13 protein-coding genes are annotated in these 24,401 nt (G+C 74.8%); all 13 read right to left on the bottom strand.

The window, feature by feature from the left end:
- Positions 1–14: 14 nt before the first annotated feature.
- Entirely contained in the window at positions 15–1,370 is a 1,356-nt protein-coding gene (glyA, locus tag ACFYM2_RS08170; RefSeq protein ID WP_358994074.1) for a serine hydroxymethyltransferase, read from the bottom strand.
- Positions 1,367–4,786, bottom strand: a complete 3,420-nt coding sequence (locus ACFYM2_RS08165) for an amino acid adenylation domain-containing protein (protein WP_388834393.1) — start codon at positions 4,784–4,786, stop codon at positions 1,367–1,369. Before ACFYM2_RS08165 ends, glyA begins: the two co-directional genes overlap by 4 nt.
- Positions 4,783–6,360, bottom strand: coding sequence for a pyridoxal-phosphate dependent enzyme (locus ACFYM2_RS08160; RefSeq protein ID WP_388834391.1), 1,578 nt, complete (start codon positions 6,358–6,360; stop codon positions 4,783–4,785). The genes ACFYM2_RS08165 and ACFYM2_RS08160 overlap by 4 nt, the downstream gene beginning before the upstream one ends.
- Positions 6,357–11,966 carry an amino acid adenylation domain-containing protein gene (locus ACFYM2_RS08155; protein WP_388834388.1) on the bottom strand — a complete coding sequence of 1,870 codons (5,610 nt, stop codon included), beginning with the start codon at positions 11,964–11,966 and terminating at the stop codon, positions 6,357–6,359. Before ACFYM2_RS08155 ends, ACFYM2_RS08160 begins: the two co-directional genes overlap by 4 nt.
- 110 nt (positions 11,967–12,076) lie before the next feature.
- Positions 12,077–12,313, bottom strand: a complete 237-nt coding sequence (locus ACFYM2_RS08150; RefSeq protein WP_350228447.1) for an MbtH family NRPS accessory protein — start codon at positions 12,311–12,313, stop codon at positions 12,077–12,079.
- Between the two features lie 242 nt (positions 12,314–12,555).
- Entirely contained in the window at positions 12,556–13,761 is a 1,206-nt protein-coding gene (locus ACFYM2_RS08145; protein ID WP_388834385.1) for a hypothetical protein, read from the bottom strand.
- Between the two features lie 125 nt (positions 13,762–13,886).
- Positions 13,887–14,891, bottom strand: coding sequence for a TauD/TfdA family dioxygenase (locus ACFYM2_RS08140; protein ID WP_388834382.1), 1,005 nt, complete (start codon positions 14,889–14,891; stop codon positions 13,887–13,889).
- Between the two features lie 57 nt (positions 14,892–14,948).
- Complete coding sequence (locus ACFYM2_RS08135) at positions 14,949–15,218, bottom strand: phosphopantetheine-binding protein (protein ID WP_358994055.1); 270 nt, start codon at positions 15,216–15,218, stop codon at positions 14,949–14,951.
- A 5-nt stretch (positions 15,219–15,223) separates the two neighbouring features.
- Complete coding sequence (locus ACFYM2_RS08130) at positions 15,224–16,708, bottom strand: type III PLP-dependent enzyme (protein WP_388834379.1); 1,485 nt, start codon at positions 16,706–16,708, stop codon at positions 15,224–15,226.
- The gene (locus tag ACFYM2_RS08125; protein WP_358994049.1) at positions 16,698–18,245 is read right to left on the bottom strand and encodes an AMP-binding protein; all 1,548 of its coding nucleotides are present in this window, start codon (positions 18,243–18,245) and stop codon (positions 16,698–16,700) included. Before ACFYM2_RS08125 ends, ACFYM2_RS08130 begins: the two co-directional genes overlap by 11 nt.
- Positions 18,242–19,300, bottom strand: coding sequence for a ketoacyl-ACP synthase III family protein (locus tag ACFYM2_RS08120; RefSeq protein ID WP_358994046.1), 1,059 nt, complete (start codon positions 19,298–19,300; stop codon positions 18,242–18,244). The genes ACFYM2_RS08125 and ACFYM2_RS08120 overlap by 4 nt, the downstream gene beginning before the upstream one ends.
- Positions 19,301–19,645: 345 nt before the next feature.
- Positions 19,646–22,471, bottom strand: coding sequence for a penicillin acylase family protein (locus ACFYM2_RS08115; RefSeq protein WP_388834375.1), 2,826 nt, complete (start codon positions 22,469–22,471; stop codon positions 19,646–19,648).
- 200 nt (positions 22,472–22,671) lie between these two features.
- A complete protein-coding gene (locus ACFYM2_RS08110) occupies positions 22,672–23,892 on the bottom strand; it encodes a BTAD domain-containing putative transcriptional regulator (RefSeq protein WP_388834372.1) in 1,221 nt (406 codons plus the stop codon).
- Positions 23,893–24,401 lie beyond the last annotated feature (509 nt).

The following is a 24,401-nucleotide window of genomic DNA, read 5'->3' as shown; positions in this document are numbered from 1 at the left end:
GGCGTGGACGGGGGTCAGGCCGGCAGATGGTGCGGCAGCGGGAACTCCCGGCAGAGCCGGGCGACTTCGCCGCGCACCTCGTCGCGGACGGCCGGATCGAGCGTGAAATCGCGCTCCCCGCTGGGCGTCACGGCGGTGAGCACCCGGTCGACCAGTGCGGCGCAGCGGCGCATCTCGGCCGGTCCCATGGCGCGCAGCGCCAGCGTGTTGGTACCGAAACGGATGCCGCTCGTGACCCGGGGGCCGTGCGGGTCGCCCGGTATTCGGTTGCGGTTGACGACGATCCGGCAGTCGGCGAGCGCGGCCTCGGCGATCGCGCCGGTCAGCCCGCGCCGGCCGACGTCGAGCAGCACCATGTGGTTGTCGGTGCCACCGGTGACCAGGGTGTGGCCGAGGCCGGCGAAGGCATGCGCCAGCTCGCGGGCGCCGTCCACCACCCGTCCCGCCAGGGCGCGGAACTCCGGCTGGGCGGCGATGTCGAAGGCGCGCGCCTTGGCGGCCACCGCGCCCAGATCGGGGGTGCCCTGGAGGAAGGGGAAGGTGCCGTGCGCGATGGCCCGGCTGAGCGTGCGCCGGGTGCCGGGCAGCACCGTCGGGGCGTCTTGGCCCAGCAGGATGAGTCCGCCGCGCGGCCCGTACAACTGCTTGTAGGTGCTGGTGGTGGTGGCGTGCGCGTGATCGACCGGGCTCGGGTGCAGACCGGCCGCGACCAATCCGGCGATATGGGAGATGTCGGCCAGCAGATAGGCGCCGACCTCGTCGGCGATGCGCCGGAACCGGGCGAAGTCCACGGTGCGCGGGTAGGCGCTCGCGCCGCACACGATCACCTTGGGCCGGTGCTCGCGGGCGAGGTCGGCCACCTGCCCGTAGTCGAGAAGGCCGTCGGCGTCGGTGCCGTAGCCCACCGCGTGGAAGAACCGGCCCGACACCGAGGCCGGCGAGCCGTGCGTGAGATGGCCGCCCGCGCTCAGCTCCATGCCGAGCAGGGTGTCGCCCGGCTTCATCAGGGTGCACAGCACGATCTGGTTGGCGGTGCTGCCCGAGTGCGGCTGCACATTGGCGTACTGGGCGCCGAACAGCGAGCGGGCCCGTGCGACCGCCAGCCGCTCGACCTCGTCGACGACCTCGCAGCCCGCGTGGTAGCGGGCGCCGGGGTAGCCCTCGGTGGTGACGTTGGAGATGGTCGCTCCGGCGCAGGCCAGGACCGAGGGGTCGGCGCTGCTGGAGGCGGCCACCATGGCCAGGGTCTCGCTCTGCCGGACGTGTTCGCGTTCCAGCAGCCCGGAAAGGAGCGGGTCGGCGGCGGCCAGGCGGTGCGCGCCGAGGCTCGCGTGACCGGCCAGGACGCCGGTGCTCGTGGAGGTGGTCATGCCAGGCCCTTCTCGTGGGCGACGAGCAGCCCGTGGGCCGCCTCGTCGGTCATCTCCAGCAGTCCGGCCGCGATCTCGGCCACTGCGGCGACATCGGCGCCCGCCTCCCGGCCCCGTGCCGCGAGGCGCCGCGCCTGCTCGGCAAGGGTGGGCGCCTCGAACAGGTCGCGCAGAGGCAACTCGACGCCGAAGGTCTCCAAAAGCGCCGAGGCGAGCCGGGTGGCGAGCAGTGAGTGGCCGCCCAGCGCGAAGAAGTCGTCCTCTGCGCCCACCTGGTCGACATCCAGGAGTTGGGCCCACAGCGCGGCGAGGACCCGTTCGACGTCGTCGCGCGGGGCCACGAAGACGGCGCCCTCGCGGTCGGCCCGTTCGTCGGGCTCGGGCAGCGCGGCCCGGTCCACCTTGCCGTTGGGGGACAGCGGCAGCGCGTCGAGGGTGACGAACACCGCCGGGACCATGTACTCGGGCAGGTCCGCCTTGAGCAGCGCCCGCAACTCAGCTGCCGAAGGCGCCAGTTGGGCTTCCCCGGCGGGCACCACATACCCGACCAGGCGCCGCTCGTCCCCTTCGCCGCGCGCCGTGACCACGGCGCGCTCGACCCCCGGATGACGGCGCAGCACCGCCTCGATCTCGTCCAGCTCGATCCGCAGACCGCGCAGCTTGACCTGGTGGTCGAGGCGGCCGATCAGCTCGATCACCCCGTCGGCGCGGGTGCGGGCGAGGTCACCGGTGCGATAGAGGCGCGCGCCGGCGGGCACCGGGCCGCTGCCGGCCGCCGGATGCGGACGGTAGCGGTCGGCGGTGAGGCCGGGGCGGCGCAGATAGCCCCGTGTCAACCCGCGGCCCGCCAGGCAGAGTTCACCGGGCACGCCGACCGGGGCGGGCTCCAGGGCCGGCGTCAGGACGACGGCCTGCTGGTTCATCATCGGACGGCCGTACGGGATGCTCGTCCACGCCGGGTCGCTCTCCACGACCGGGTAGGTGATCGAGTGGATGGACGCCTCGGTGGCGCCGCCGAGCGCGATGAACGCGAGCCGGGGCGCGATCCGGCGGAACCGCTCCGGCAGCGCGACCGGGATCCAGTCCCCGCCGAGAAAGGCCGCCTTGAGCTTCGGCAGCCGTACGCCCCGCTCCTGACCGGCCCGTACGAAGGCATCGGCGAGCGCCGGCGCCGAGTTCCACACCGTCACCCCGTGGCGGCGCACCAGGTCCACCCAGTGGTGCGGATCGCGCGCCCGGTCGGGGTGGGGCACGACCACCGCGCCGCCGGCGGCCAGGATGCCGAGCGTTTCGTAGACGAACATGTCGAAGCTCGGGGAGGACAGGCCGAGCACGCGGTCGCCGGGCCCGATGCCGTACGTTCCGTTGAGGTCGAGCAGGTTGTTGACGACGCCCCGGTGCGGGACGGCGATGCCCTTGGGCGTGCCGGTGGAACCCGAGGTGTAGATGACGTATGCCAGGTGGTCCGGGCTCACGAGGGCGGGACGCCGCCGGGCGGCGGGCCAGTCCTGCGCGTCGTCCATCTCGACGAGCTCGGCGCCCGTGTCGGGCAGCAGCTCCGCCAGGGCGCGCTCGGTGAGGACCACCGGCGGCGCCGCGTCCTTGAGCATGAAGGCGAGGCGCTGCGCGGGGTAGGCCGGATCCAGCGGCAGATAGGCGCCGCCCGCCTTGAGCACACCGAGCACGGCGGCCACGAGCGCCGGGCCCTTGGTCAGACACAGCCCGACGGTGGTGTCGGGCCCCACGCCGAGCGCAGTGAGCCGCGCGGCGACGCGCTCGGCGAACGCGTCGAGTTGCGCGTAGGTCAGCTCGCCGGTCGTGGCGACGACGGCCGGCTCCTCGGGGCGAAGGGCCCGCTGCTCCTCGAAGAGCTCATGCAGCAAGGACCCCGCCGCCGGGTAGGCGTGCGCCGTGTCGTTCCACTCCACCAGGGCCCGCTGCCGCTCCTGGCCGGTCAGGAGCGGCAGCGCCGAAAGACGGGTGTCGGGCGCGGCGACGGCGGCGGTCAGCAGGGTGCGCCAGTGGCCGAGCAGCCGCTCGACGGTCGGCGCGTCGAAGAGGTCGCTCGCGAACTCGACGGTCCCGGTGAACTGTCCTGCCATCTCACGGAGTTGGAGGTTGAGGTCGACCTGGGCGCCGCCGCGCGGCACCTCCCGTACGGTCACCGCGAGCCCCGGCAGGTCGGGCGCGGCCAGCGGTGCGTTCTGCACCAGGAGCAGCGACTGGACCAGCGGGTTGTGGCTGAGTACCGGGCCCGTCACCCGCTCCGGCAGCATCCGCTCGAACGGCAGGGACCGGTGGTCGAAGGCGGCCAGCGCGGCGGCACGGACCCGGTGCAGGAGCTCGGTGAACGTCGGGTCGCCGGCGAGCGAGGTACGGACGGGCAGGATGTTGATGAAACAGCCGATCAGCCCCTCCGCCTCCGCCGGGCGCACCGCCGCGCCGGTGCCGACCACGATGTCCTCGCTGCCGCTGTGACGTGCGACGACGCTCTGGAAGGCGGCCAGCAGTGCCATGAACGGCGTGACCCCGGCCCGGCGGCACAGCGTCCGTACCCCGGCCGACAGCTCGGCCGTGAGCTCCACGGGAAGGGCTGCCCCGCGCAGGGACTGCGCGGCCGGACGCGGGCGGTCGCCGGGCAGCTCAAGGAGTTCGGGCGCGCCGCTCAGCGCCGTGCGCCAGTACGCCCGGTCCTGCTCCTCGTCCGCCGCTCGGGTCTCGCCCTCCCACACCGCGAAGTCGCCGTACTGGATGGGCAGTTCGGGCAGCTCCGCCGCCCGGCCCGCGTAGCACAGGGCCAGCTCGGCCAGCAGGATGCCGATCGACCACATGTCGGCGACCAGGTGGTGCAGGGTGATCGCGAGTACGTGGCGCTGCGGGGCCAGGCGGTGCAGCACCACCCGGAGCAGCGGGCCCCCGCCCAGGTCGAAGGGGCGCGCCGCGTCGGCGGCCAGCACGCTGGCCAGCTCGTCGGCCGGGGTCTCGCGGGTCTCCCACGCGAACGCCGCCTCCTCGCCGACCAGTTGCGTCAGCTCGCCGTCGACTTCCTCGAAGCGGGTACGCAGCGACTCGTGCCGGCCGACCAGTTCGGCCAGCGCGGCCGTCAGGGCGGCGGTGTCGAGGGGCCCGTCCAGGTGCAGGGCGAACGGCAGATGGTAGGCGCTGGTTTTGGGGGTCAGCCGCTCCACCAGCCAGATCCGGCGCTGGGCCGAGGTGGCGGGAAAGGCGTACTGCTGCATGGTCTGCTCTGCTCTCTGCCGACCGGACGGTTCGGAGGGGGAGTGGGGGGAGTGGGGGACAGGGGTGGCGGCTTCGGGGAGCGCGGGGGCGTGGATGTCGATGGGCGCCGGGATCGAGGTGTGCCGCAACTCGCTTGTCCTGAGCGTCACCTGGGGGACGTTCTCGGGCGGCGTCATGCGCCGGTCACCAGGTCGGCGGCGGCCCGGACGTCGAGCCCGGCCGGGATGCTCAGGTCGGGACCGGTCGCGACGGGCGCGCGGGTGGCCGCACGGCGGCGGGCCCGGCCCCCGCCGGTGACGTGCAGCAGCACGGTCTCCTCCGGCCGGATCTGTCCGGCGGCGACCGCCTGGCGCAGCCCGGCGACGGCCACCGCCGCGGCGGGTTCGATGTCGATGCCCTCCGCGTCGGCGAAGAGCCGTGCGGCGGCCACCGCCTCGGCGCGGTCCGCCACGCGCAGCTCCCCGCCGCTCTCGGCAAGAATCTCGCGCACCCCGCCGGCCACGGCGTAGGGCGGTGTGCGGGTGGTGAGCTCCCGGGCGTACGCCCGGGCCACGGCCGCCCGTGTCGCGGATTCCGAGCGGACGTCCGGCTCGGCCGAACCGTTTTGCCACGCGTGGAACATCGGTGCGTAATCAGTGTTCTGACAGAGCGTCAGCTGCGGTAGACCGCCGAGCCGCACATCAATGGCCCCGGACCCCGTGGGCCCGGACCCCGTGGGCCCGGACCCCGTGGGCCCGGACCCCGTGGGCCCGGACCCCGTGGGCCCGGACCCCGTGGGCCCGGACCCTGTGGCCCCGGACTCTGTGGTCCCGGCTTCCATGGCCCCGGACCGAGTGCTCGCGCCGCTGGGCAGCGCGTGCTTCCCGTCCGACGCCGCCGCACGCGCCGGCTCCGGCATACGGTCCGGCACCGGCACCCGCTTCGATCCCGGCATACCGTTCGCCAGCAGCCGCCGGGCGGCCTCGTGTGCGGCGATCGCGCCGGCCCCGCTGCCCACGGCCTGTACGTAGTGGTCGGGCAGTCGGCCGATGGTCTCGGCGGCGGACAGGAACGCGGTGCCGAGGCCGTCGCGCCGGGCCACGTTGCGGGTGCCGCCCTCGGCCTGGAAGCCCGGCCGGGTGGCGATGGCGTCGGCCAGCTCGATGGCGTCGCTGTAGTCGCCCGCCACCGTCACCAGCCGGACGCAGTAGGCGCGTTCGCCGGCCGCGGCGAGCGCGGGCAGTGCCGCGTCCGGTACCACCAGGACGCACTCGACGCCCTGATCCGAGCAGACCCGCTGGAAGGCCGCGGCGGTGTTGCCGGCGGATGCGACCACCAGGACCGGTGGCCGCTCGGGCAGCCGGGCCAGCACGGCCTGCGCCTCCAGCTCCTTGAAGCTGCCGGTGGCCAGGGTCGCGCCGCGCTCTGGCCAGTAACCGCTGAACGCGACCCACAGCTCTTTCAGGCCAAGGGCGCGGCCGAGCCGTTCGGCGCGGTAGGTGGCGCCGCCACGGCTCTCGGGCAGGACCTGGCCCCGGGTCGGCAGCCAGCAGCGGTAGCGGAACGGGCCGCTGGCCGGGGCGGGGGCGAACGAGGCGGCGTACTCGGTGCGCAGGAGGCCGGGGCGGTGGGCCACGGCGCAGTCGAGACGCAGCCCGTCGTCCTGGTAGCTCTCCTGGCAGACGGGACAGCGCAGCAGGTACGGACGGCTCGACGCGGGATCCGGGCCGGTCTTCGTCCGGTCGGCGAGGAGCGGCGGGGCGGCGGTCATCGTGCCTCCCCCGCGCCGGGGCCGACGGCGGAGCGCGGGCCGACGGCGGAGCCCGAGCTGACGACGGAGCGGGCGGCCGGGGTGGCGACCGCGCCGGGGACGGGGTTCGCGGGCGAGTGCGTGCCCAGGGCGGAGTCGGCGACCCGGCTCGCGGACGAGTCCGCGACCACGTCGGCGATCGGGCTCGCTGGCGAACCCGGGCCCACGTTCGGGCCGCCCGTGGCGCCGCCCGGAGCCCGGCGCAGGGTGCCGTCGGGGGCGCGGTCGACGGTGTAGCGGGACCGGTCCACCCGGACCGGGGCCCGGCGGCCGGCGGGCGTCCCGGCCGGACGGGCGGCGGCCGCTTCCACCAGCGTGGCCACGGCCGCGACCGTGAGCCGTTCGAACAGCTGGTGCAGTGCGGGGGCGGCGCCGAACTCGGCGCGGACCCGTTCGGCGAAGCGGGCCAGGAGCAGCGAGTGGGCGCCCCGCTCGAAGAGGTCTTCGTGCCGGCCGATCCGCTCGACTTCGAGCAGTTCGGCCAGGAGCGCCGCGATCCGTCGCTCGGTCGCGCCGACCGGCTCCTCCAGGGTCTCCGGCGCGACGGCGGCCCGGGGCGCGGGCAGGGCCCGCCGGTCGACCTTGGCGTTGGCGGTCAGGGGCAGCTCGTCCAGTGTCATGAGGACTGAGGGCACGGCATAGCCGGGCAGGGTGCGGCGCAGTCGCTCGCGCAGCTCGGCCGGCGCCGCGGGCGTCTCCCGCTGCTCGACGTACCCGACAAGGCGGGCCCGCGCGCCCTCGCCGTCCACCACGACCGCGGCCCGGCGTACCGAGGGCAGCCGCTCCAACGCGGTCTCGATCTCGCCCAGTTCGATGCGGTGCCCGTGCAGCTTGACCTGGGTGTCGGCGCGGCCGACGAAGAGCAGCGCGCCATCGGGGCCGCGCCGGACGAGGTCACCGGTGCGGTAGAGCCGCGCGCCGGGTACGGCGGCGAACGGGTCCGGCACGAAGCGCTCGGCGGTCAGTCCGGGACGGCCCAGATATCCGTGCGCCAGGCCGTCGCCTCCGATGAGGAGTTCACCGGTGACCCCGGACGGGACCGGCTCAAGGGCCGAATCGACCACGTACAGCCGGGTGTTGGCGACCGGCGAGCCGAGCGGCAGTGCTCCGCCGGCCTCGGTGAGCTCGCCGCGCGCCGACCACACGGTGGTCTCGGTCGGCCCGTACACGTGCCACAGCCGTACGCCACGGGACAGGAGTTCGGCGGCGAGCTCCGCCGGCAGCCGCTCCCCGCCGCACAGCGCGGTCAGACCCGGAGTGCCGGACCAGCCCGCGTCCAGGAGCAGCTGCCAGGTCACCGGCGTGGCCTGGAGGTGGCTGACCCGGCCGGTCTCCAGGCAGCCGCGCAGGCGTGAGCCGTCGCCGGCCGTCGCAGCGTCGGCCAGGTGCACGGTCGCGCCATGGACCAGGGGCAGGAAGTATTCGAGCGCGGCGATGTCGAAGGCGGGCGTGGTGACGGAGAGCCAGCCCGCGCCGGGGGCGAGCGGCAGGTCGCGCTCGAAGGAGGCCAGCAGGTTCGCCAGCGCCCGGTGCGGCACCACCACACCCTTGGGACGGCCGGTCGAGCCGGACGTGTGCAGGACGTAGGCGGGGGACTCGGGGGCGATCAGGGTGTCGTCGGCGCGCTCGGCCTCTTCGACGGTATCGAGTGCGAGGACCGTCCAGTCGCCGGCCGGGACGCGTTCGTCCGGCAGGTCGGTCAGGACGACGGCGGCGCCGGCGTCGGCGAGCACGAGCGCCAGGCGTTCGGCCGGGTGGCCCGGGTCCAGCGGCAGATAGGCGGCGCCGGACTTGAGCACGCCGAGCAGCGCGGCCAGGAGAGGCGGGGTGCGGGGGAGCAGGACGGCTACGTGGTCACCCGGACCGACGCCAAGGGCGCGCAGCCGCGCCGCGACGCCGTCGGCCAGCCGGTCGAGTGTGCGGTAGTCCAGCTGCTCACCGTCCTGCGGTCCGGCGGCGGTGACCGCGACGGCCCGAGGGGTCCGGGCGGCCTGGGCCTCGAAGCGGCGCACCACGCCGTCGGCGGGATCGTAGGCGAGCGCGGTGTCGTTGCCCTCGGCGAGGGCGGCCCGGCGCTCGGCCGGGGGCAGCAGCGGCAGCGCGCCGACCGGGCGTGCGGTGTCCTTCGCGATCGCGGACAGGAGGGTGACGAAGCGCGCGGCGAAGTGTTCGGCGGTCCGTGGCAGGTAACGGTCGGTGTCGTAGCGGACCGAACCGGCGAGCCCGCCCTCGGCGGCGCCCAGGGTGAGGTGCAGGTCGAACTGGCTGCCGCCGACCGGCAGCGCAAGCGTCGAGCAGTCCAGGGCGCCCAGCGTGAAGGGGACGCCGTCACGACCGGTGGCCATCGCCACCAGCGCTTCGGCGTGGCCACCGGGTGCCTGTTGCAGGCTGAACAGGGTGCGTACCAGCGGCCGTCCGCCCTGATCGCGGTCCGGGCGGATCAGCTCGATCAGCGCGGGGAACGGCACGTCGGAGCCGTCCAGAGCCCTGCGGGCGCCGTCGCGCACGCGGGCGAGGAGGGCGGTGAACGGTTCGGCGGCCTCGATCCGGGTGCGCAGCGGCACGGTGTTGACCAGAGAGCCGACCGTCCCGGCGAACGCGGCGTCGGCGCGGCCGTGGGTGGGGGTGCCGACGACCACGTCCCACTCGCCGGTGCAGCGCGCGAGCAGCAGCTGGAAGGCGGCGAGCAGCACCGTGTACAGGGTGCTGCCCTCGCGCCGGGCCAGGGCCGTCAGCGCCTCGGTGGTGGCGCTGTCCACGGCCAGCGGTACGGCCGCGCCGCGCAGCCGCTGACGCTCGGGCAGCGGGAGGTCGGCGGGGAGCGAGGTGCCGGCCCGGACTCCTGCCAACTCCCGCTTCCACTGCTCCAGTTGACGGCGTCCGCTCGCGGTGCCGGGCAGCTCGGCCTGGCGGCGGGCGAAGGCGGCGAACGGGACGGCGGCGGCGGGGGCCGGGGCGGGTTCGCCCCCCAGCGCCGCCGGGTAGCCGGTGGCCAGTTCGTCGAGGAGGAGCGAGAGGGACCACAGGTCGGCCACGAGGTGGTGGGCGGTGAGGACGAGGCGGTGGCCGTCGTCGGCGCCGGTGAACAGCCGGGCCCGCAGCAGCGGTCCGGCCTCCAGGTCGAAGGGCTGCTCGGCCGTCTCCGTCATCAGACCGGCGAGTTCGGCGGCGTTCAGGACGGAGACGTCGATCTGCTCGAAGGCGGGCTCAAGGGCCGCGTGCACCCGCTGCACCGGACCGGATCCGGTGCGCGGGAAGGTGCTGCGCAGCACCGCGTGCCGCTCGGACAGAGCCGCGAGAGCCGTGCGCAGGGCGGCCGCATCGAGAGCGCCGTGCACCCGAAACGCGGCGGAGACCAGATAGGCGGGGCTCTCCGGAGCGACCTGGTGCAGGAACCACAGGGCGGCCTGGCTGGGGGAGAGCGGGTGGTCGCCCGGCTCGGTGGCCTCGGCCACCACCGTCGGTTCGATCGCTTGGGCCCCGGCCGCGAAGCGCTCGGCGAGCAGCCGCGAGAGGCCGGACAGGTCGAGGGCGAGCGCTTCGGTCAGGGCGAGGTCGACGCCGAGCGTGGTGCGCAGTTCGTGCCGCAGACGGACCGCGCCGAGCGAGTCGAGGCCGAGTTCGGCGAGCCGGTGCTCGGGAGCGAGGTCGTCGGCGGCCATGCCGAGGCGCGCGGCGAGCAGGGCGCGCAGCGCGGCGAGCAGCAGCGCGGGACGCGTCGCGGGGTCCGCCGCGCGCAGCGCACCGGCGTCCAGGGCCACCGACCGCTCGGCCGCCGCGCCCTGCGGACGGCCGCTGTGCGCCAGCGCCGTGAGGTCCCCCGCCAAGTAGGAGGCGGCGCACACATGGCGCTGCACCTTGCCGCTCGACGTGCGCGGCAGCGTCGCGGCGCGGATCAGGACCACCGCCGCCGGCCGCACCCCGTGGGCCTCGGCGACGCCTTCACGGACCGCGCGGGCCAGCGCCGCCAGGTCGTCGTCCTGATGGTCGCGCGACACCTCCTGCACGATCACCAGCTCGGCCGCGCCGGCCAGTTCGACCTGCACGGCGGCGCCGCAGTTGGCGCGCAGCGCGGGGTGGACGCCGGCGACGGTCCGCTCGATGTCCTGCGGGTAGTGGTTGCGGCCACGGACGATGATCAGGTCCTTGAGCCGCCCGGTGACGTACAGCTCGCCCTCGTGCAGCAGACCCAGGTCGCCGGTGCGCAGGAAGGCGGGGCGGTCCTTGGCCGTCTGTTCGTCGGCGCTCTCGTCGTTCCCCGCCTCATCGGCGAGGCGGGCACCGAAGGTCGCGGCGCTGTGCTCGGGACGGTTCCAGTAGCCCTGGGCCACGCTCGGACCCGAGAGCCAGATCTCGCCCATCGCCCCGGCCGGCACGGGCCGCCGGGTGAGCGCGTCGACGATTTCGAGGCGCTGGGAGCCGTCCGGGCGTCCGCTGCTGACGAGTTCGGTGGTCCCGCTGGCGGCCGCCGAACCGGGCGCGCCCGGGGCCTCGTCGGGTACGCCGGCGAGCAGCGTGTTCGGGGCTTGGAAGCGGGCGGGGGCGGTGCCGTGCGGCTTGCACGAGACGATGAGGGTGGCCTCGGCGAGGCCGTAGCACGGGGTGAAGGCATCGGCGCGGAAGCCCGCAGGGGCGTAGGCGTCGGCGAACCGGCGGAAGGTCTCGGCGCGCACCGGCTCCGCGCCGTTGAACGCCACCTCCCAGCTGCTCAGATCCAGTCCTGCCAGCATCTCGGGGGTGGCCAGATCGGCGCACAGGTCGTAGGCGAAGTTGGGGCCGCCGCTCACCGTGGCCCGGGTCCTGCTGATCTCGCGCAGCCAGCGCAGCGGGTCCTGGGCGAAGGCGGTGGGCGCCATCAGCGAGCAGGAGCCGGCGTAGTACAACGGCTGGAGCATGCCGCCGATGAGGCCCATGTCGTGGAAGAGCGGCAGCCAGGACATGCCGCGCGTACGGACGGTGGTGCGGAACGCCCGCTGGATCAGCGCCGAGTTGTGCAGCAGATTGCCGTGGGTCAGCACCACGCCGCGCGGCGCCGAAGTGGAGCCGGAGGTGTACTGGAGGAACGCCACCGTGTCCGCGTCGACGCGCGGGCGCACCCAGTCCCCGGCCTCCTCCTCGGGCACCCGGTCGCTGGCGAGCAGGCGCAGCACGTCCATCACCGCGCCGTCCGGGTCGCCGGGCAGCAGCCGTTCGCGGACGGCGGCGGTGGTCAGCGCCACCGTCGCCCCGCAGTCCGCGACGATGTCCACCAGCCGCTCAAGGGAGCGGGGGCGGCGGTTGGGCGGGTAGACCGGCACCGCGACGGCGCGCGCGTACAGGCAGCCGACGAAGGACACCACGTACTCGAGGCCGGGCGGCTGGAGCAGCAGCACCGGGGAGTCGGTCAGACCGCGCCGCCGCAACCGGGCCGCGACGGCCCGGGCCCGCCGGTCGAGCTGCCCGTAGCTCAGCCGCTCGGCCGGCGCGTCCTCCCTTCCGGAGAACTCGAAGGCCGTACGGTCCGGATCCGCCGCCGCGGTGGCGGCGATCGCCGAGATCCAGTCCTGATGCTCAAGTCGCGGGTCCACGCGTTGTTCCCTTTACCGTTCGGTGTCCGATGCCCTGTCCCTGCCGCCGCCGTCACCCGGGGCGCCGCCCGCCGGTCGCGGCGGTGCTGCTCGCGCCGCGGCGCTCGCCCTCAGCCGGCGGACGGCACCGCGTCGGCCCCCGCGGCCTGCTGCTCCATCGCCCGGCGCAGGCTCAGCGGCCGCATGTCCGTCCACACCTCGTCGATGTGGGCCAGGCACTGCGCCTTCTCGCCCCGTACGCCCTCGGCACGCCAGCCGGCGGGCAGCTCCCGGTCGGCGGGCCAGATCGAGTACTGCTCCTCGTGGTTGACCACGACCTGGTAGACGGTGGTGTCCTCGCTGCTCATCACTGCGCTCCGATCCGGTGGGTGGATGGCGGCGGCCGTGTCGGGTGCCGCCGAGCGGGCGGGCCGTGGGGGCCGGCCGCTCTGTCTTCGATGCTGTCGTCCGGCCCTGACGGCGCCCTTGGCCTGCCCTTGGCGGCCCCTGGGCGCGCCCTGGCCCGGTCCTGTGCGCGGCCGGACGGTCCCCCGTCGTGCCGCCTGCGCCGTACTGACGGCTCACTGAACGCCGTCTGAAAGGGGGTGGGTCAGCCGAGCGCGGGAAAGAGCCGGACCTCGGCGGCCTCCCGCAGATAGGAGGCGCCGTCGGTGCCGCCGGTGCCGCGCACGGTGCCGATGACCTTCATCGTGATGCCCCAGTGGGTACGCTTCATCGCGCCCCACGCCGCGTCCAACTCGGCCATGGCGGGCGCGAGTTCGGCCTCAGGGAGGCCACTGCGCACCAGCGCGAGGTGCAGCGTAGGACAGGAGCGCTCCACGGCCCGGTAGGTCCGGGACTGCACCGCGCTGCGCCCGTCGGTGTTGGCCCGTATCACCGCGAAGGCGTCCTTGGGCATCGTGGTCAGCACCCGGAAGACCCCGGATGTGCCGGTGACATGGCGGGTCGCCTCGTCGAGCAGCTTCTGTGCCAGGTCGATCCGGCCCGTGCCCACCGCCTCCGTCGCCGCCGCCACGGCCCGGGCGACCGCCGCGAAGACCGCCTCGAAGATCTGGATGAGCCGGATGAACATCTGCTCGTCATGGCTGCGGGTGGTGGGCGTCAGCGTCAGCTCCACGGCCCGCAGCACGTCGGCCGTGACCCTCTCCCGCGCCGCCCGGGCCGCCTCGGCGCCCGCGCGCACCAGGGCGGCGTCCTCGTCGGGCGCGCGGGGCGTGCTCGTCGTCCCGTACCGGGCCGCGAGTCCCGCTGCCGCGATGAGGGCACGCAGCGCCGCCCTGGCCCTGGGCCGGCCGGCCGGGGCGCCGGCCAGCGTGGCCGTCTCGGTCTCCACGATGTCGGCGAGCAGGGCGGTGATCACGTGGTCCGTGCTCGCGCCGTTCTCGGCGAGCGACGTGTAGACCGGGATCCCCGCATAGCCGGCGTAGTCGCCGTGGCGGCCGTCCACGACCTGCGGCAGCCAGTCCGCGAGGAGCCGCGCCGGCCCCGCGCCACCCTGGGGACGGATGGCGCGCAGCGCCGTCAGGAGTTCGTCACCGACCGCGTTCTTGCCGACGGTCCGGTAGTGGCCGAGCACCGCGCGATAGGGGAAACTCGCGGCGTCCTGACCCGCGCCGCGCCAGCGCGCGAGTTCCCGCAGCGCGCGGCGCGGGTCGAGGTCGGCGGGCTCGGGCCGGGCCGCCATCAGGCTGGGGCCACCGACGCCGGGCGCTCGGGACGGGTCGTCGGCGGGTGTGTCCGTACGGACGGCGGGCGCATGCCCGGCCCCGGGGGCCGAGGAGAGTGCTGCGGTCACGGTCGCTCCGTTGTGGTGTGCGGCCGGGCCGGGAGACGGCCCGGAGGTTCACGGGCAGGACGGCGCAGCCTGGCCGGCGCGGGCCTTGCGGGACCGGGCCGACCAGGCTGCGGGGGGGCGCGGGGTCAGGCGTCGTGCGGGGCCGGGTCGGCCAGCACATGGCCGTCGCCCGCGCGGTGGGCGCGCGAGCGGCGCAGGTCGGCGAGGACGAAGGTGCGCTGGAGCCAGCGGTCGGTGCCGTCGAAGCGCGGACGGAAGGCGGTACGTCCGTGCACGGTGATCCGGTTGTCGACGACGGCCAGGTCGCCCGGCTCCAGACGGGCCGTGCGCGCGGTGCGCTCGAAGAGCCGCCGCAACTCCTCAAGGGCCGCCGAGGCCCGCTCGGTGAGCGGCTTGGTGGCAGCCATGTCGACCCGCAGATCCGGGTCGTCGGGGGCCCCGGTGAGCACGGGGTGCGGCTCGGCAAGGCCGCCGGCCCCGCCGAACGAGGGCGGCGGCGCGGTGCGGAACTCCGGCAGGTGCAGCGCCGTTCTGCTCGCGTCGTCGAGCAGCGGCAGCACTTCGCGCACGCAGGAGGTGCGCAGCCCGGCGAGGCCGCCCGGGTCGGCGCGCAGGCACAGCAGCATGACGAAGTCCGGCCGGTGGGGGTGGAAGGCGTTCTCGTTGTGGAAGGTGAGCAGCACCGAGCCCGCGTTGCCCTGGAAGTCCTCCCGTCCGGGCACCGGCACGACGTCCTGCACCAGCGCGCCGGTCTTCTCCGGCCGGAAGGCGGCCGGGTCACCGAGCCCGCACGCGGCGAGCATCAGCACGGCGGCGGGCACGTTGGCCGTGCGCTGCACCGAACCGTCCGTCACGGGTGTGGCGCCAAGGCCGGGCGCGGCGACCGGCAGCCCGCGCACCAGGAGCGCGCCGCCGGGGCCCGGGTCGCGGCGGAAGGAGCGCAGCGTGCGGCGCAGCCGGGCGGGCAGTTCCTCCCAGTGGTCGCGGGCCGACGCCACCCAGGCGGGCTCGTCGATCCGCGCCTCGGGGCCCGCGCACAGGAGCGCGGCGACCCGCTCGGTGGCGCTCGTCTCGGCCCCGGTCAGGACCAGATCGGGTGTCGTTATGTCGATGTCCAGTGAAACCGGCACAGCTGCCAGCCTTTCTCGAAGCGGTCGGGCCGTCCGGCCATCGGACGGCCGGGACGGTCAGCGCGGGCCGGCCGCGTCGAGCTGCCGGGCGACCGCGGCCCACAGGCTGCCGACGGTCTCGAAGGCCTCGGGCCCCAACTCCTCGTCGGGAATGGCTACGTGGTAGGCCTCCTCCAGCTGGATGAGCAGTTCGACGACGGCCATCGAGTCGAGCCCCGCGGACCGCAGCCCGCGCTCGGCGGACAGCGGCCGCTCATCGGCCAGCCTGGGCAGCAGCGCGGTCAGAACGCGCTCGTACCGCTCGTCCCAACGGGGTTGTGTGATCACGGTGTTCAGCTCCTCGCGGTGCGACCTGCGGGGTCGCGGTGGTGGTCGGTGCCCGGCCGGGCACCGGTGTCGCTCGCGGCCGTGGCGTCGGGGGTGCCGTCGGGGGTGCCGTCGGCGCCGCAGGCCTGGGTGGCGGGCTCGTGGACGGGAAGCGGCTCGCGCGTGAGGGTCAGCCGGCCGGCGCCGACAACGCGGCCGTCCCGCACGGTGACTTCGACGGGCGCGGGCCGGCTGAGGAACCCGAGCAGGCTCGCGGTCGCTCCGTACGCCCCGACGTTGGGCACGGCCAGCAGGGCGCCGGGCCGAGGGGGCACGGTTTCGGTGGCCCGGCTGATCACGTCGGCGGGGGTGCACAGAGGGCCGACCAGGGTCACCCGACGGGTCTGGCCCGCCTCGTGCCCGGCGGCCGCCGCATCCACCCGGTCGGTCTCGGCCCCGGACTCGGTCTCGGCCCCCGGCTCAGCGACCCGGAGCGGTTCGGCGCGCAGGGACGGCAGCCGGCCCACCCCGGAGAGACCGCCCAGATGATTGATACCGCTGTCGAGGACGCCGAACGTCGTGCCCCGGCTCTCCTTGACCTCGGTGACGGTGCAGATCAGGCGACCGCTGTCACCGACCAGATACCGCCCGGACTCGAACGACGGCTCCAACCGCCCCCGCCAGCCCGGCAGATGCTCGTCCAGCGCGGCCGTCAGCGGTGCGCGCAAGGCGTCGTAGCGCGGCCGCTCGCCCGGCGCCGCGTAGGGGCAGGCGAAGCCGCCGCCGAGGTCGAGCATCCGCAGCGGCACGCCCCAGTGGGCCTCAAGGGCGGCGGCGGTACGGATCGAGGCGACCGCCTCGGCCAGCAGCCCCGCCGGATCGACGGCGTTGGTCAGCGGAAAGAAGTGCAGCCCCCACAACTGCGTTCCAGCGACGAGCAGTTGGGACAAGTCGGGCAGCCCGTCCGTGATGTCGTGGCCGAACTGCGAGGCCCCGCCGGTCATCCGCAGACCGACACCCGCGCCCGCGCCGGCGCCGTTCACGCGCAGAAGACAGCGCGCGGTCACCCCCAGGGAGCGCGCCTGGGCGCCGACCCGGCGCAGATCGGCGGGCGACTCCACCGAGAAGGTGCGTACCCCGGCGGCCAGCGCCTCGCGCACCTCCCCAGCGGTCTTGCCGGGGCCGCCGTAGAGACAGTCGCCGCCGTCGAAGCCCGCCGCGAGAGCCGCCGCGAGCTCCCCGGTCGAGCAGATCTCCGGCAGCGCGCCCGCGAGCCGCAGGGTGCGCACCAGCTCGGGATGCGGGTTCGCCTTGAGCGAGTAGTACAGGCGGGAGTGCTCGGGCAGCGCCGCGCGCAGGTCTTCGGCGGCCCGTTCGACCCTGCGCAGGTCGTAGACGTACAGGGGGCTGCCGTAGCGGCGTACGAGGTCGGCGGCGAGCAGGTCCTGCGACGGGGGCGGCTCGGCACGGGCCGCCGGGGCCGGGCCCGTGGGGCAGATGTCAGTGCTCATCGGTGTCCAGGGCCTTCCGGTCGATCTTGCCGTTGGGGGTGAGGGGCATCCGGGCGATGACCCGGCAGGTGGCGGGCACCTTCGCCGGTTCCAGGCGCCGCTCAAGGCCCTCGATGACGAGGGAGGCCGCGAGACCGTCGTCGCCGGTGACGACCAGGCGCAGATCGAGCCCGTCCCGTGGCGGCAGAGCGGCGGCGGCCCGTACGCCCGGCACGTCCAGGGCCGCGGCCTCGATCTCCGGCGTCCCCATGCGGACGCCGCGCCGCTTGAACTGGTCGTCCACGCGACCCGAGAAGTAGAGGTGCCCCTCGGCGTCGAGGCGGCCGTGGTCGCCGGTGTGCAGCCGGATCCGTCCGGTGCGCGGGTCCGGCCGGAAGCGGTGCGCGGTCAGGCCGGGCGCGTTCCAGTAGCCGGCCATGACATGGGGACCGCCGACGACGATCTCGCCGACCTCACCCGGCGGCAGTGCGTCGCCCCGCGCGTCCAGTACCTCGACCGTGGTGCCGTCCAGGGCCCGGCCCACCGAGCCGGGCCGGACCAGGTCGGCGTCCGGTTCCGCGATCGTGACCCGCTTGCACTCGGTGATCCCGTACATCGCCACCACGGCCGCGCCGGGAAAGCCGGCGCGCAGCGCCTCGATGGCCGAACCCGCGAGCGCCGCACCGGTGTTGGTGAAGAGCCGCACATGCTCAGGTGGTGCGCCGCGAGCCGCGAGCCGGCACAGCATCTCCGCGAGCGAGGGCACCACCGGCACCACGGTGGCCCGGCACTCGCGCAGTACGTTCATGGCGCGCACGGGCGCGGCCGCGTCCGCCAGGACGAGCTCGCTCCCGCCGATCGCCGCCAGCAGCAGCTGGTAGAGGCCGTAGTCGAAGGAGAGCGGCAGCGCGGCGAGCACCACGTCGTCGGGGCGGTAGCCGAGACGGCGGGCGATCGCGCGGGCGGCGAACACCACGTGGCGGTGGGTGCCCATCACACCCTTGGGCGCGGAGGTGCTGCCGGAGGTGTAGAGCAACTGGGCGAGCGCGTCGGGGCAGGGGCGGGGCGTGGTGTCGAGGGCGACGGCGTCGTAGGCCAGGAGATCGGCGGGGGTGAGGGAGCGGGCTCCGCAGGCGGCGACGGCCTCGTGGACCTGTTCCGGCTCACAGGGGTCCAGCACGACCACGGCGGGCGAGGCATCCGCGAGCACGCCGCGCAGCACGAACGCCTTCATCTCCGGGTTGAGCGGCACCGCGACGGCGCCGGCGCGCAGCACGCCGTAATAGAGCGCGACGAACTCCCGCCGGTTGCCGAGCCGCACCACGACCCGGTCACCTGGCACCACACCGCCGAGCCGGGCCAGGCCGGCCGCCACCGCCCGGCTGGCGTCGGCCAGTTCGGCGTAACTCCAGGCTCCGTGCCCGTCCCGGACGGCGACGGCCCCGGGGCGCGCGGCGGCCGCCGCGTCGAGAAGGTCGACGACGAGGGTGTCGTCGAGCGGAGGGGAGAGAAGGGGGTGGGAGTGCGCGGCGGTGTCCGCCGACACCGGGGCGCTCACGCGTACCACCCGGACGCGTCGGTGATCTCCACGACCGCGCTCGTGCAGCTGTAGCCGGTGCCCCCGCCGACCAGCAGGACCCGGTCCCCCTCGCCGACCTCGCCGGTTTCGAGGAGTTCGTTCAGGCCGGCGACATGGTCCCCGGCACCCAGGTGCCCCACGTCACGGCAGAACTCCCAGTTGGAGAACTTCTCGTCCACGCCCAGCTGGTGTTCCAGCTGCCAGCGCATCCGCTGCTGACCGGTGGCGTTGAGCACCACCCGGTCGATCCGCTCCATCGTGGTCCCCGCGTCCGCAAGCGCGGCGCGGATCGACTCGGCCGCCACCTCGGCCGTGCGGGTGGTCGCGGCCCGCAGATTGCGTTCGGCGCGGAAGTACTGTTCGGCCCGCGCCGCCAAGTCCACGGGCCGGGGCTCTTGTTCGGGTCCCGCGCGGAATCCGGTGCCACGGGCCAGTCCCTCAAGGGAGTTGTCCACCCGGGTCGCGGTCGCCAGGAGCCGGGCCGCCGCGCCCTCGGGGGCGGAGCTCAGCACCAGCGCGGTGCCTCCGTCGCCGTAGACCAGGCCGCGCTCGGCCCGCCAGCGGTCGAAGGCGGGCGGCGCGAAACGGTCGGCCGTGGTGAGCAGCACCGCTTCGTCCTCGCCGGGCCGGCGCGCGCGGAGCTGCCGGGCGGCCAGTTCAAGTCCTGCCAGGCCCGCGTTGCACTGCTGCAACAGGTCGAAGGCGGGCACCGAAGGGCCCACCGTGTGCTGCGCCACGTAGGCGGCGCTCGGCCACAACTCGGCGCCCTGGAACCACAGATAGCTGTGGAAGACGGTGCCCACCCGCTCCGCCGCGCGGCCCGCCCGGCGCAGCGCGGTCCGGGCCGCGCGGACCGCCATCTCGGGCGCGGCCGGATCGTCCGCTCCGCCGGCCGTGGCCGAGCTGACCGAGTGGATCTGGTTGACGGCGTGTTCTTCGGCGTCGTACGCACCGTCCGCGACCGCCTCAGCGGCGTCCGCGCGGTCACCGAGCCAGACGCCCGTGCCGGCCAGATACACCTGCTCCCAGCGCATGTCTCTCCGATCTCCGGCCCCGTGGCGGGACGCCCGGGGTGACTGTCGCTCCCGAGCCTGCCGTCCGCGTCCTGCCGCGCGGTTGTCCCGCACTGAGCGTCCGTCGGTGGCGGTCTGGGCTGTGTCTGACGCGCGACCGGCAGCGGCCTTGCGCCCCGCTGACGTCCCCCTGACCGGGCGGCCCAGCCGGTCTGACGATCCACTGAACTCCCTCTGGTGGCGCCCGGGGGGAGCGCGCGGCGCCGGGCGCGCAAGGGCTCACGCGACGGTGCCCGGCCCCCGCGTGGAGCGGGGACCGGGCACCGTCGCGTGAGCGGAACCTCGGGCGGCAGTGGCGCGTTCGCGTCAGGGCGTGAGGCGCAGGCGGTCGCGGGCCGCCTTGTCCACCGCCGCCGCGCCGTACGGCCACGGCAGGCTGCTGCCGTCGGCCCAGAGCTTGGTCTGGTCGGTGTACGTGTCCGCGGTGGCGTGGCCGGAGGCGCCGGTCAGATTGATCCAGCGGGAACGCTCGAAGTCGGCCATGTCCACGACCATCCGCATCGACGGCACCCAGATCACCTCGAAGCCCTTCTGGGGATCCCATCCGTTGGCCATCACCGTGTCGGTGCCGCCGCCGACGCCGATCGGATCGGCGTTCAGGAGCCACTGCAAGGGTGCCGGCCCGCCGGTGCCGAGGGTGGCGTTGCGCAGCGTCAGGGTGTGCAGGGCGCCCCAGCGCCACTTCTGCGGCTGGTCACCGAGCCGCTTGTGCAGGTCGGATGCGGCCCGCTCCATCGCCTGGCGCAGCATCGCGTCCCGGCCATGGACGGAGGGGTCGGTGGCGCTGGTCCACCACGGGCTGTCGGGTTGGCCGAGCAGACCGCGCACCACGTCGAACCAGCGTCCGCCGCCGTCGGGGTAGGCGTAACTCTTCACCCCGGCCCTGCTCAGCCGGTCGGTGAACGCCTCCTTCAGCAACTCCGCCCAGACCGCGTTGAAGTAGGCGGCGGGAGCCGAGTCCGCGCCCTGGGTGAAGTCCCAGCCGCGCAGCAGGTCCTGGGCGCCTTTCGCGTCCGCGCCGACCTGGACCCGCAGCAGCTGCGGCACCAGGGTGGCGGCATTGCCGTTCCAGGTGTCCTGAGTGATCCGTTCCATCGCCGCGACGTCCAGCTTGCCGGCCTGCTTGATGAGGTCGATGATCCGCCGGCTGCGGTAGCCGGTGCCCCAGTCGCTGCCGATCAGGTGGGGGTAGCCGGGCCCGACGACCGCGTTGTTGGCGGTCACGATGTAACCCTCGGGCGGATTGAAGCTCGTGGGCAACTGGTCGAAGGGCAGATAGCCGGTCCAGTCGTACGCCCCGGTCCACCCCGGCACCGGCCGGCGGCCGTCACCCGCCTCGCGCACGGGGATGCGGCCCGGTGTCTGGTAGCCGATGTTCCCGGCCCGGTCCGCGTAGATCATGTTCTGTACGGGTGAGGCGAAGGCAGCGGCGGCGGCACGGAAGCCGTCCCAGTCCCTGGCCCGGTCGAGGGCGAAGAGGGCGTTCATGGTGGGCGCGGGGTCGAGCGCCGTCCACCGCATGGCGACCGCGTAGCCGTCCCGCGCGGTGTGCGGCGGCACGTCCGGTTCCTTGCCGTCGTCGGCGACCTCGTCGGCCGACTTGAGTACGTCCGATATCAGCGGGCCGTGCCGGGTGGAGCGCACCGTGAGGTCGACCGGGTGGCCGCCCGCCACCTTGATGGTCTCCTTGCGGACGGTGAGCGGAAGCCGCTCGCCCTTGTACTCGTACCCGGAGCCGCTGACCTTCTCCACGAAGAGGTCGGAGTCGGCGGCGCCCAGGTCGGTGAAGCCCCAGGAGATGTCCGCGTTGTGGCCGATCACCACGCCCGGCATGCCGGCGAAGGTGAAGCCGGCGACGTCATAGGGACAGTCCGGGCCCGACCGCGTGCAGTGCAGGCCGACCTGGTACCAGATGCCCGGCAGCGAGGGCGTCAGATGCGGGTCGTTCTCCAACAGCGGCTTGCCGGTGGTGGTCCGACTGCCGGACACCACCCAGGAGTTGGACCCGATGCCGGTGCCCTGGGGGCCGAGGACGGCGGCCAGGACGGTACGCACCTTCGCACTGTCGGCCAGCGCGGCCGACGCGGCGTCGGGGACGGCGGGGGTGGTAGGGGCGGTGGCTGTGGCGGGGGAGACGGCGCCGGTCGCGGGAACAGGCGTAGTCGGGGCTGGGGCCGGGGACGGGGCTGGGTCCGGGGTCGGGGCCGAGGGCGAGACCGGAGCGGGGACCGGGGTCGCGGCCATGGTCTGCGCCTGCGGCGCGTTGGCGGACGCCCGGTCCGGGACGATCGGGGACCAGCGCTGGTAGTCGTAGGCGGGGGAGAGGGCGTCCGCCGTCCCGGCCGGCAACCGGGCCGCCAGCATCGCGTGCTGGAACTGGTCGATCATGCCCGTATTGAGGTTCCAGGCCATGGTCTTGAGCCAGGAGACCGAGTCGGCCGGTGTCCACGGCTCGGGCCGGTAGTCGCCGGAGACGAAGCCGAGCACCGGGTACTCCACCGAGAGTTCGGCGCCCTGGTGGTGGGCCAGATAGGCGTTCACCCCGTCGGAGAAGGCCCGCAGATACGCGCGGGTCTCCGGTGACAGCATCGTCACCTCCTGCTCGGCCACCCGGTACCAGCCGAAGGTGCGCGCCACCTTGTCCGTCTGCACCTGGCTCGGCCCGAACATCTCGGCGAGCCGGCCGGAGGTGACGTGCCGCTGGGTGTCCATCTGCCAGAAGCGGTCCTGGGCCTGGGCGTAGCCCTCGGCCATGAACAGATCGTGCGCGTTGGCCGCGTAGATCTGCGGGATGCCGGAGGCGTCCCTGACGATCCGGGCCTCACCGTCCAGGCCGGGCACGGCGACGGCGCCGGACAGTCGCGGCAGCGAGCGGTGGACCGTCCAGTACGCGTACCCCGCGAGTGAGCCGACGGCGAGCAGGATCAGCGCGGTGAGGGCGACCGCGGCACGCTTGACGATCCGCCGCACGCGCCGACGCCGGGAGCGGGGCGCGGGGGTGGCGGCGTCGGAAGTGGACGTGGGGGCGTCCTGGGCCCCGGGGCCGGAGCCGGCTGGGGCCGGCGTGTCCGCGTCGGGGTCAGTGGCGGGACGGGGATCGTCCGGCGGGGACGTGTCGGTCTGGACTGTCATGGGGCGGTGCTTCCTTGATCGGCGGGATGGCGGCCATGGCGACGGCCGCCGTGCGCGGACGCGGGAACGCGGCGCACGGCGGCGGTGGGGGGCCGGGTCGTGGAGACCGGCGAAGAGGTGGAGGCGGGGGAGGTGCAACCGGGCTGCCTTGAGCGGTAGTTGCCCGTCGGAGGCGTTTCCGTCGGCGTACGCCCGTCGGCTCAGCGGGCCAGCCGGGCCGCTCCCTCGGGCCAGGAGCCGTGACCGGAGGCGGAGGGTGCGGCCGGGAAAGTCCGCGCCGCGCCGACCAGGGTCAGCCGGGGGCGGCCGGGCACGGGGTTCGCCGCGTGCGCCCCGACGGAAAGCCCGCCGACCCCGCCGACCCCGCCATCACGCGGCCCGCCGCGAGCCGCGCCGAAGCCCGCCGCGCCGAAGCCACTCGCTCCGAAGCCCGCCGCGCCGTGCTGCGCCGACGTGTCGTGAGACGGGTCTTCGTGACTGAGCTCGTCGTGACTCGGCTCGTCGTGACCGGGCGCGGCGTCGGCCGCGCCGGATGGCGTGCGGCGGGCGAGCGGGTCGGGGCGTCCGGCGAGGATCGCCTCCTCGATCCGGCGCAGTTCCGGCCCGGGCAGCAGTCCCAGGTTCTCCATCAGCGTGTGCCGGGCGCGCTGGTAGGCGGCCAGCGCGTCGGCCTGCCGGCTGCCTCGGTAGAGCGCGACCATCAGAAGGGCCCAGAGCCGTTCGCGGTAGGGGTGTTCGGCGGTGAGGACCGTCAGATGCGGCACCAGGCGCGCGTGGCAGCCGAGTTCGAGGGCGAGCTCGGCATGCTCCTCGACGACCGCGAGGCGCAGTTCCGCGAGCCGGGCACGCTCGACGTCGAGCAGCGGACCGCTCACGCCGGTGAGCGCGGGGCCGGGCCAGGAGTCCAGCGCGGTGGCCAACGTCCGCTCAGCGGCGCCTGGTTGACCGGACGCACGCAGTGCCCGCGCGTGGGCGGCGGACTGCTGGAACCGGCCCAGATCACACTGCTGGGGGCTGACGGAAAGCCGATAGGAGGCGCCGATGCGGGTGAGCACTTCGCTCGCGGCGCGTGGGGCCCGGCCGGGCTCGAAGAGCCGGCGCAGCTTGGAGACGTAGGCCTGCACCAGGTTGGCGCCGTCCAGTACGGCGGCGTCGCCCCAGATTCCGTCGAGCAGGTGGTCGCGGCCGACAGGGGAGCCGGCGCGCAGCAGCAGGACGGCGAGCAGGGCGCGCTGCCGGGGCGCGCCGAGGGGGAGTTCGACGCCGTCCCGCCAGCCCCGGACTTCCCCGAGCACTTCGAAGCTGAGGCCGGCCGGCAGACCGGTGGCGGGAGCGGGAAGGGCGGAGGAGGGGAGACTGGCCGAGGAGGGGAGCGTGGGCGAGGAGGAGAGGGCGGTCGAGGAGGGGAGAGCGGTAGTCATGCGGACCTCCGCCGAGCCGGGCTCCGTCGCGGGACGGCTCGGGCGCAGTTGTGGGAGTACGGTGCGTGGGCGTGGCCGACCGGCGCCGTGACGGAGCGGAGCGCGGTCCCGGTGGTGCGGTGGGGTCGGCGGCGCCGGTCACGCGTCGCCGACGTCCGTGCGGTCGGGTCGAGTTGAGGTCAGGCTCCACAGGAGGGGCCGGGCGCGGCAGGGCCGTCGCGTCCGTGCCGGAGCCCGAGCGGTCGACCGAAGCCGGACACCGGTTCGCCACCGTCCATGCCACTCCCTGGTTCGCTCGCGTCAGGACGTGGGCCAAGGGCGGCCACCGTCTGACGAGAAATGCTGCACGGGAGGCATATACGTGGGATCCTCAAGCCCGCCGGGGCCGCGCGAACGGCCTCCTATCCGGCGTATATCCGCCGTAGATCGGTGGGGACCAAAGTGGTCACCGAGCAGCCGCCTCCACGACGGATACCGGCTCTCCCCGTACTCGGCACGACGATCCACGG

This window comes from Streptomyces sp. NPDC006711 (assembly GCF_042869775.1).
GTDB lineage: Bacteria > Actinomycetota > Actinomycetes > Streptomycetales > Streptomycetaceae > Streptomyces.
Note: the sequence above shows the minus strand (reverse complement) of the source record. Positions and strands in the feature narration are given on the sequence as shown.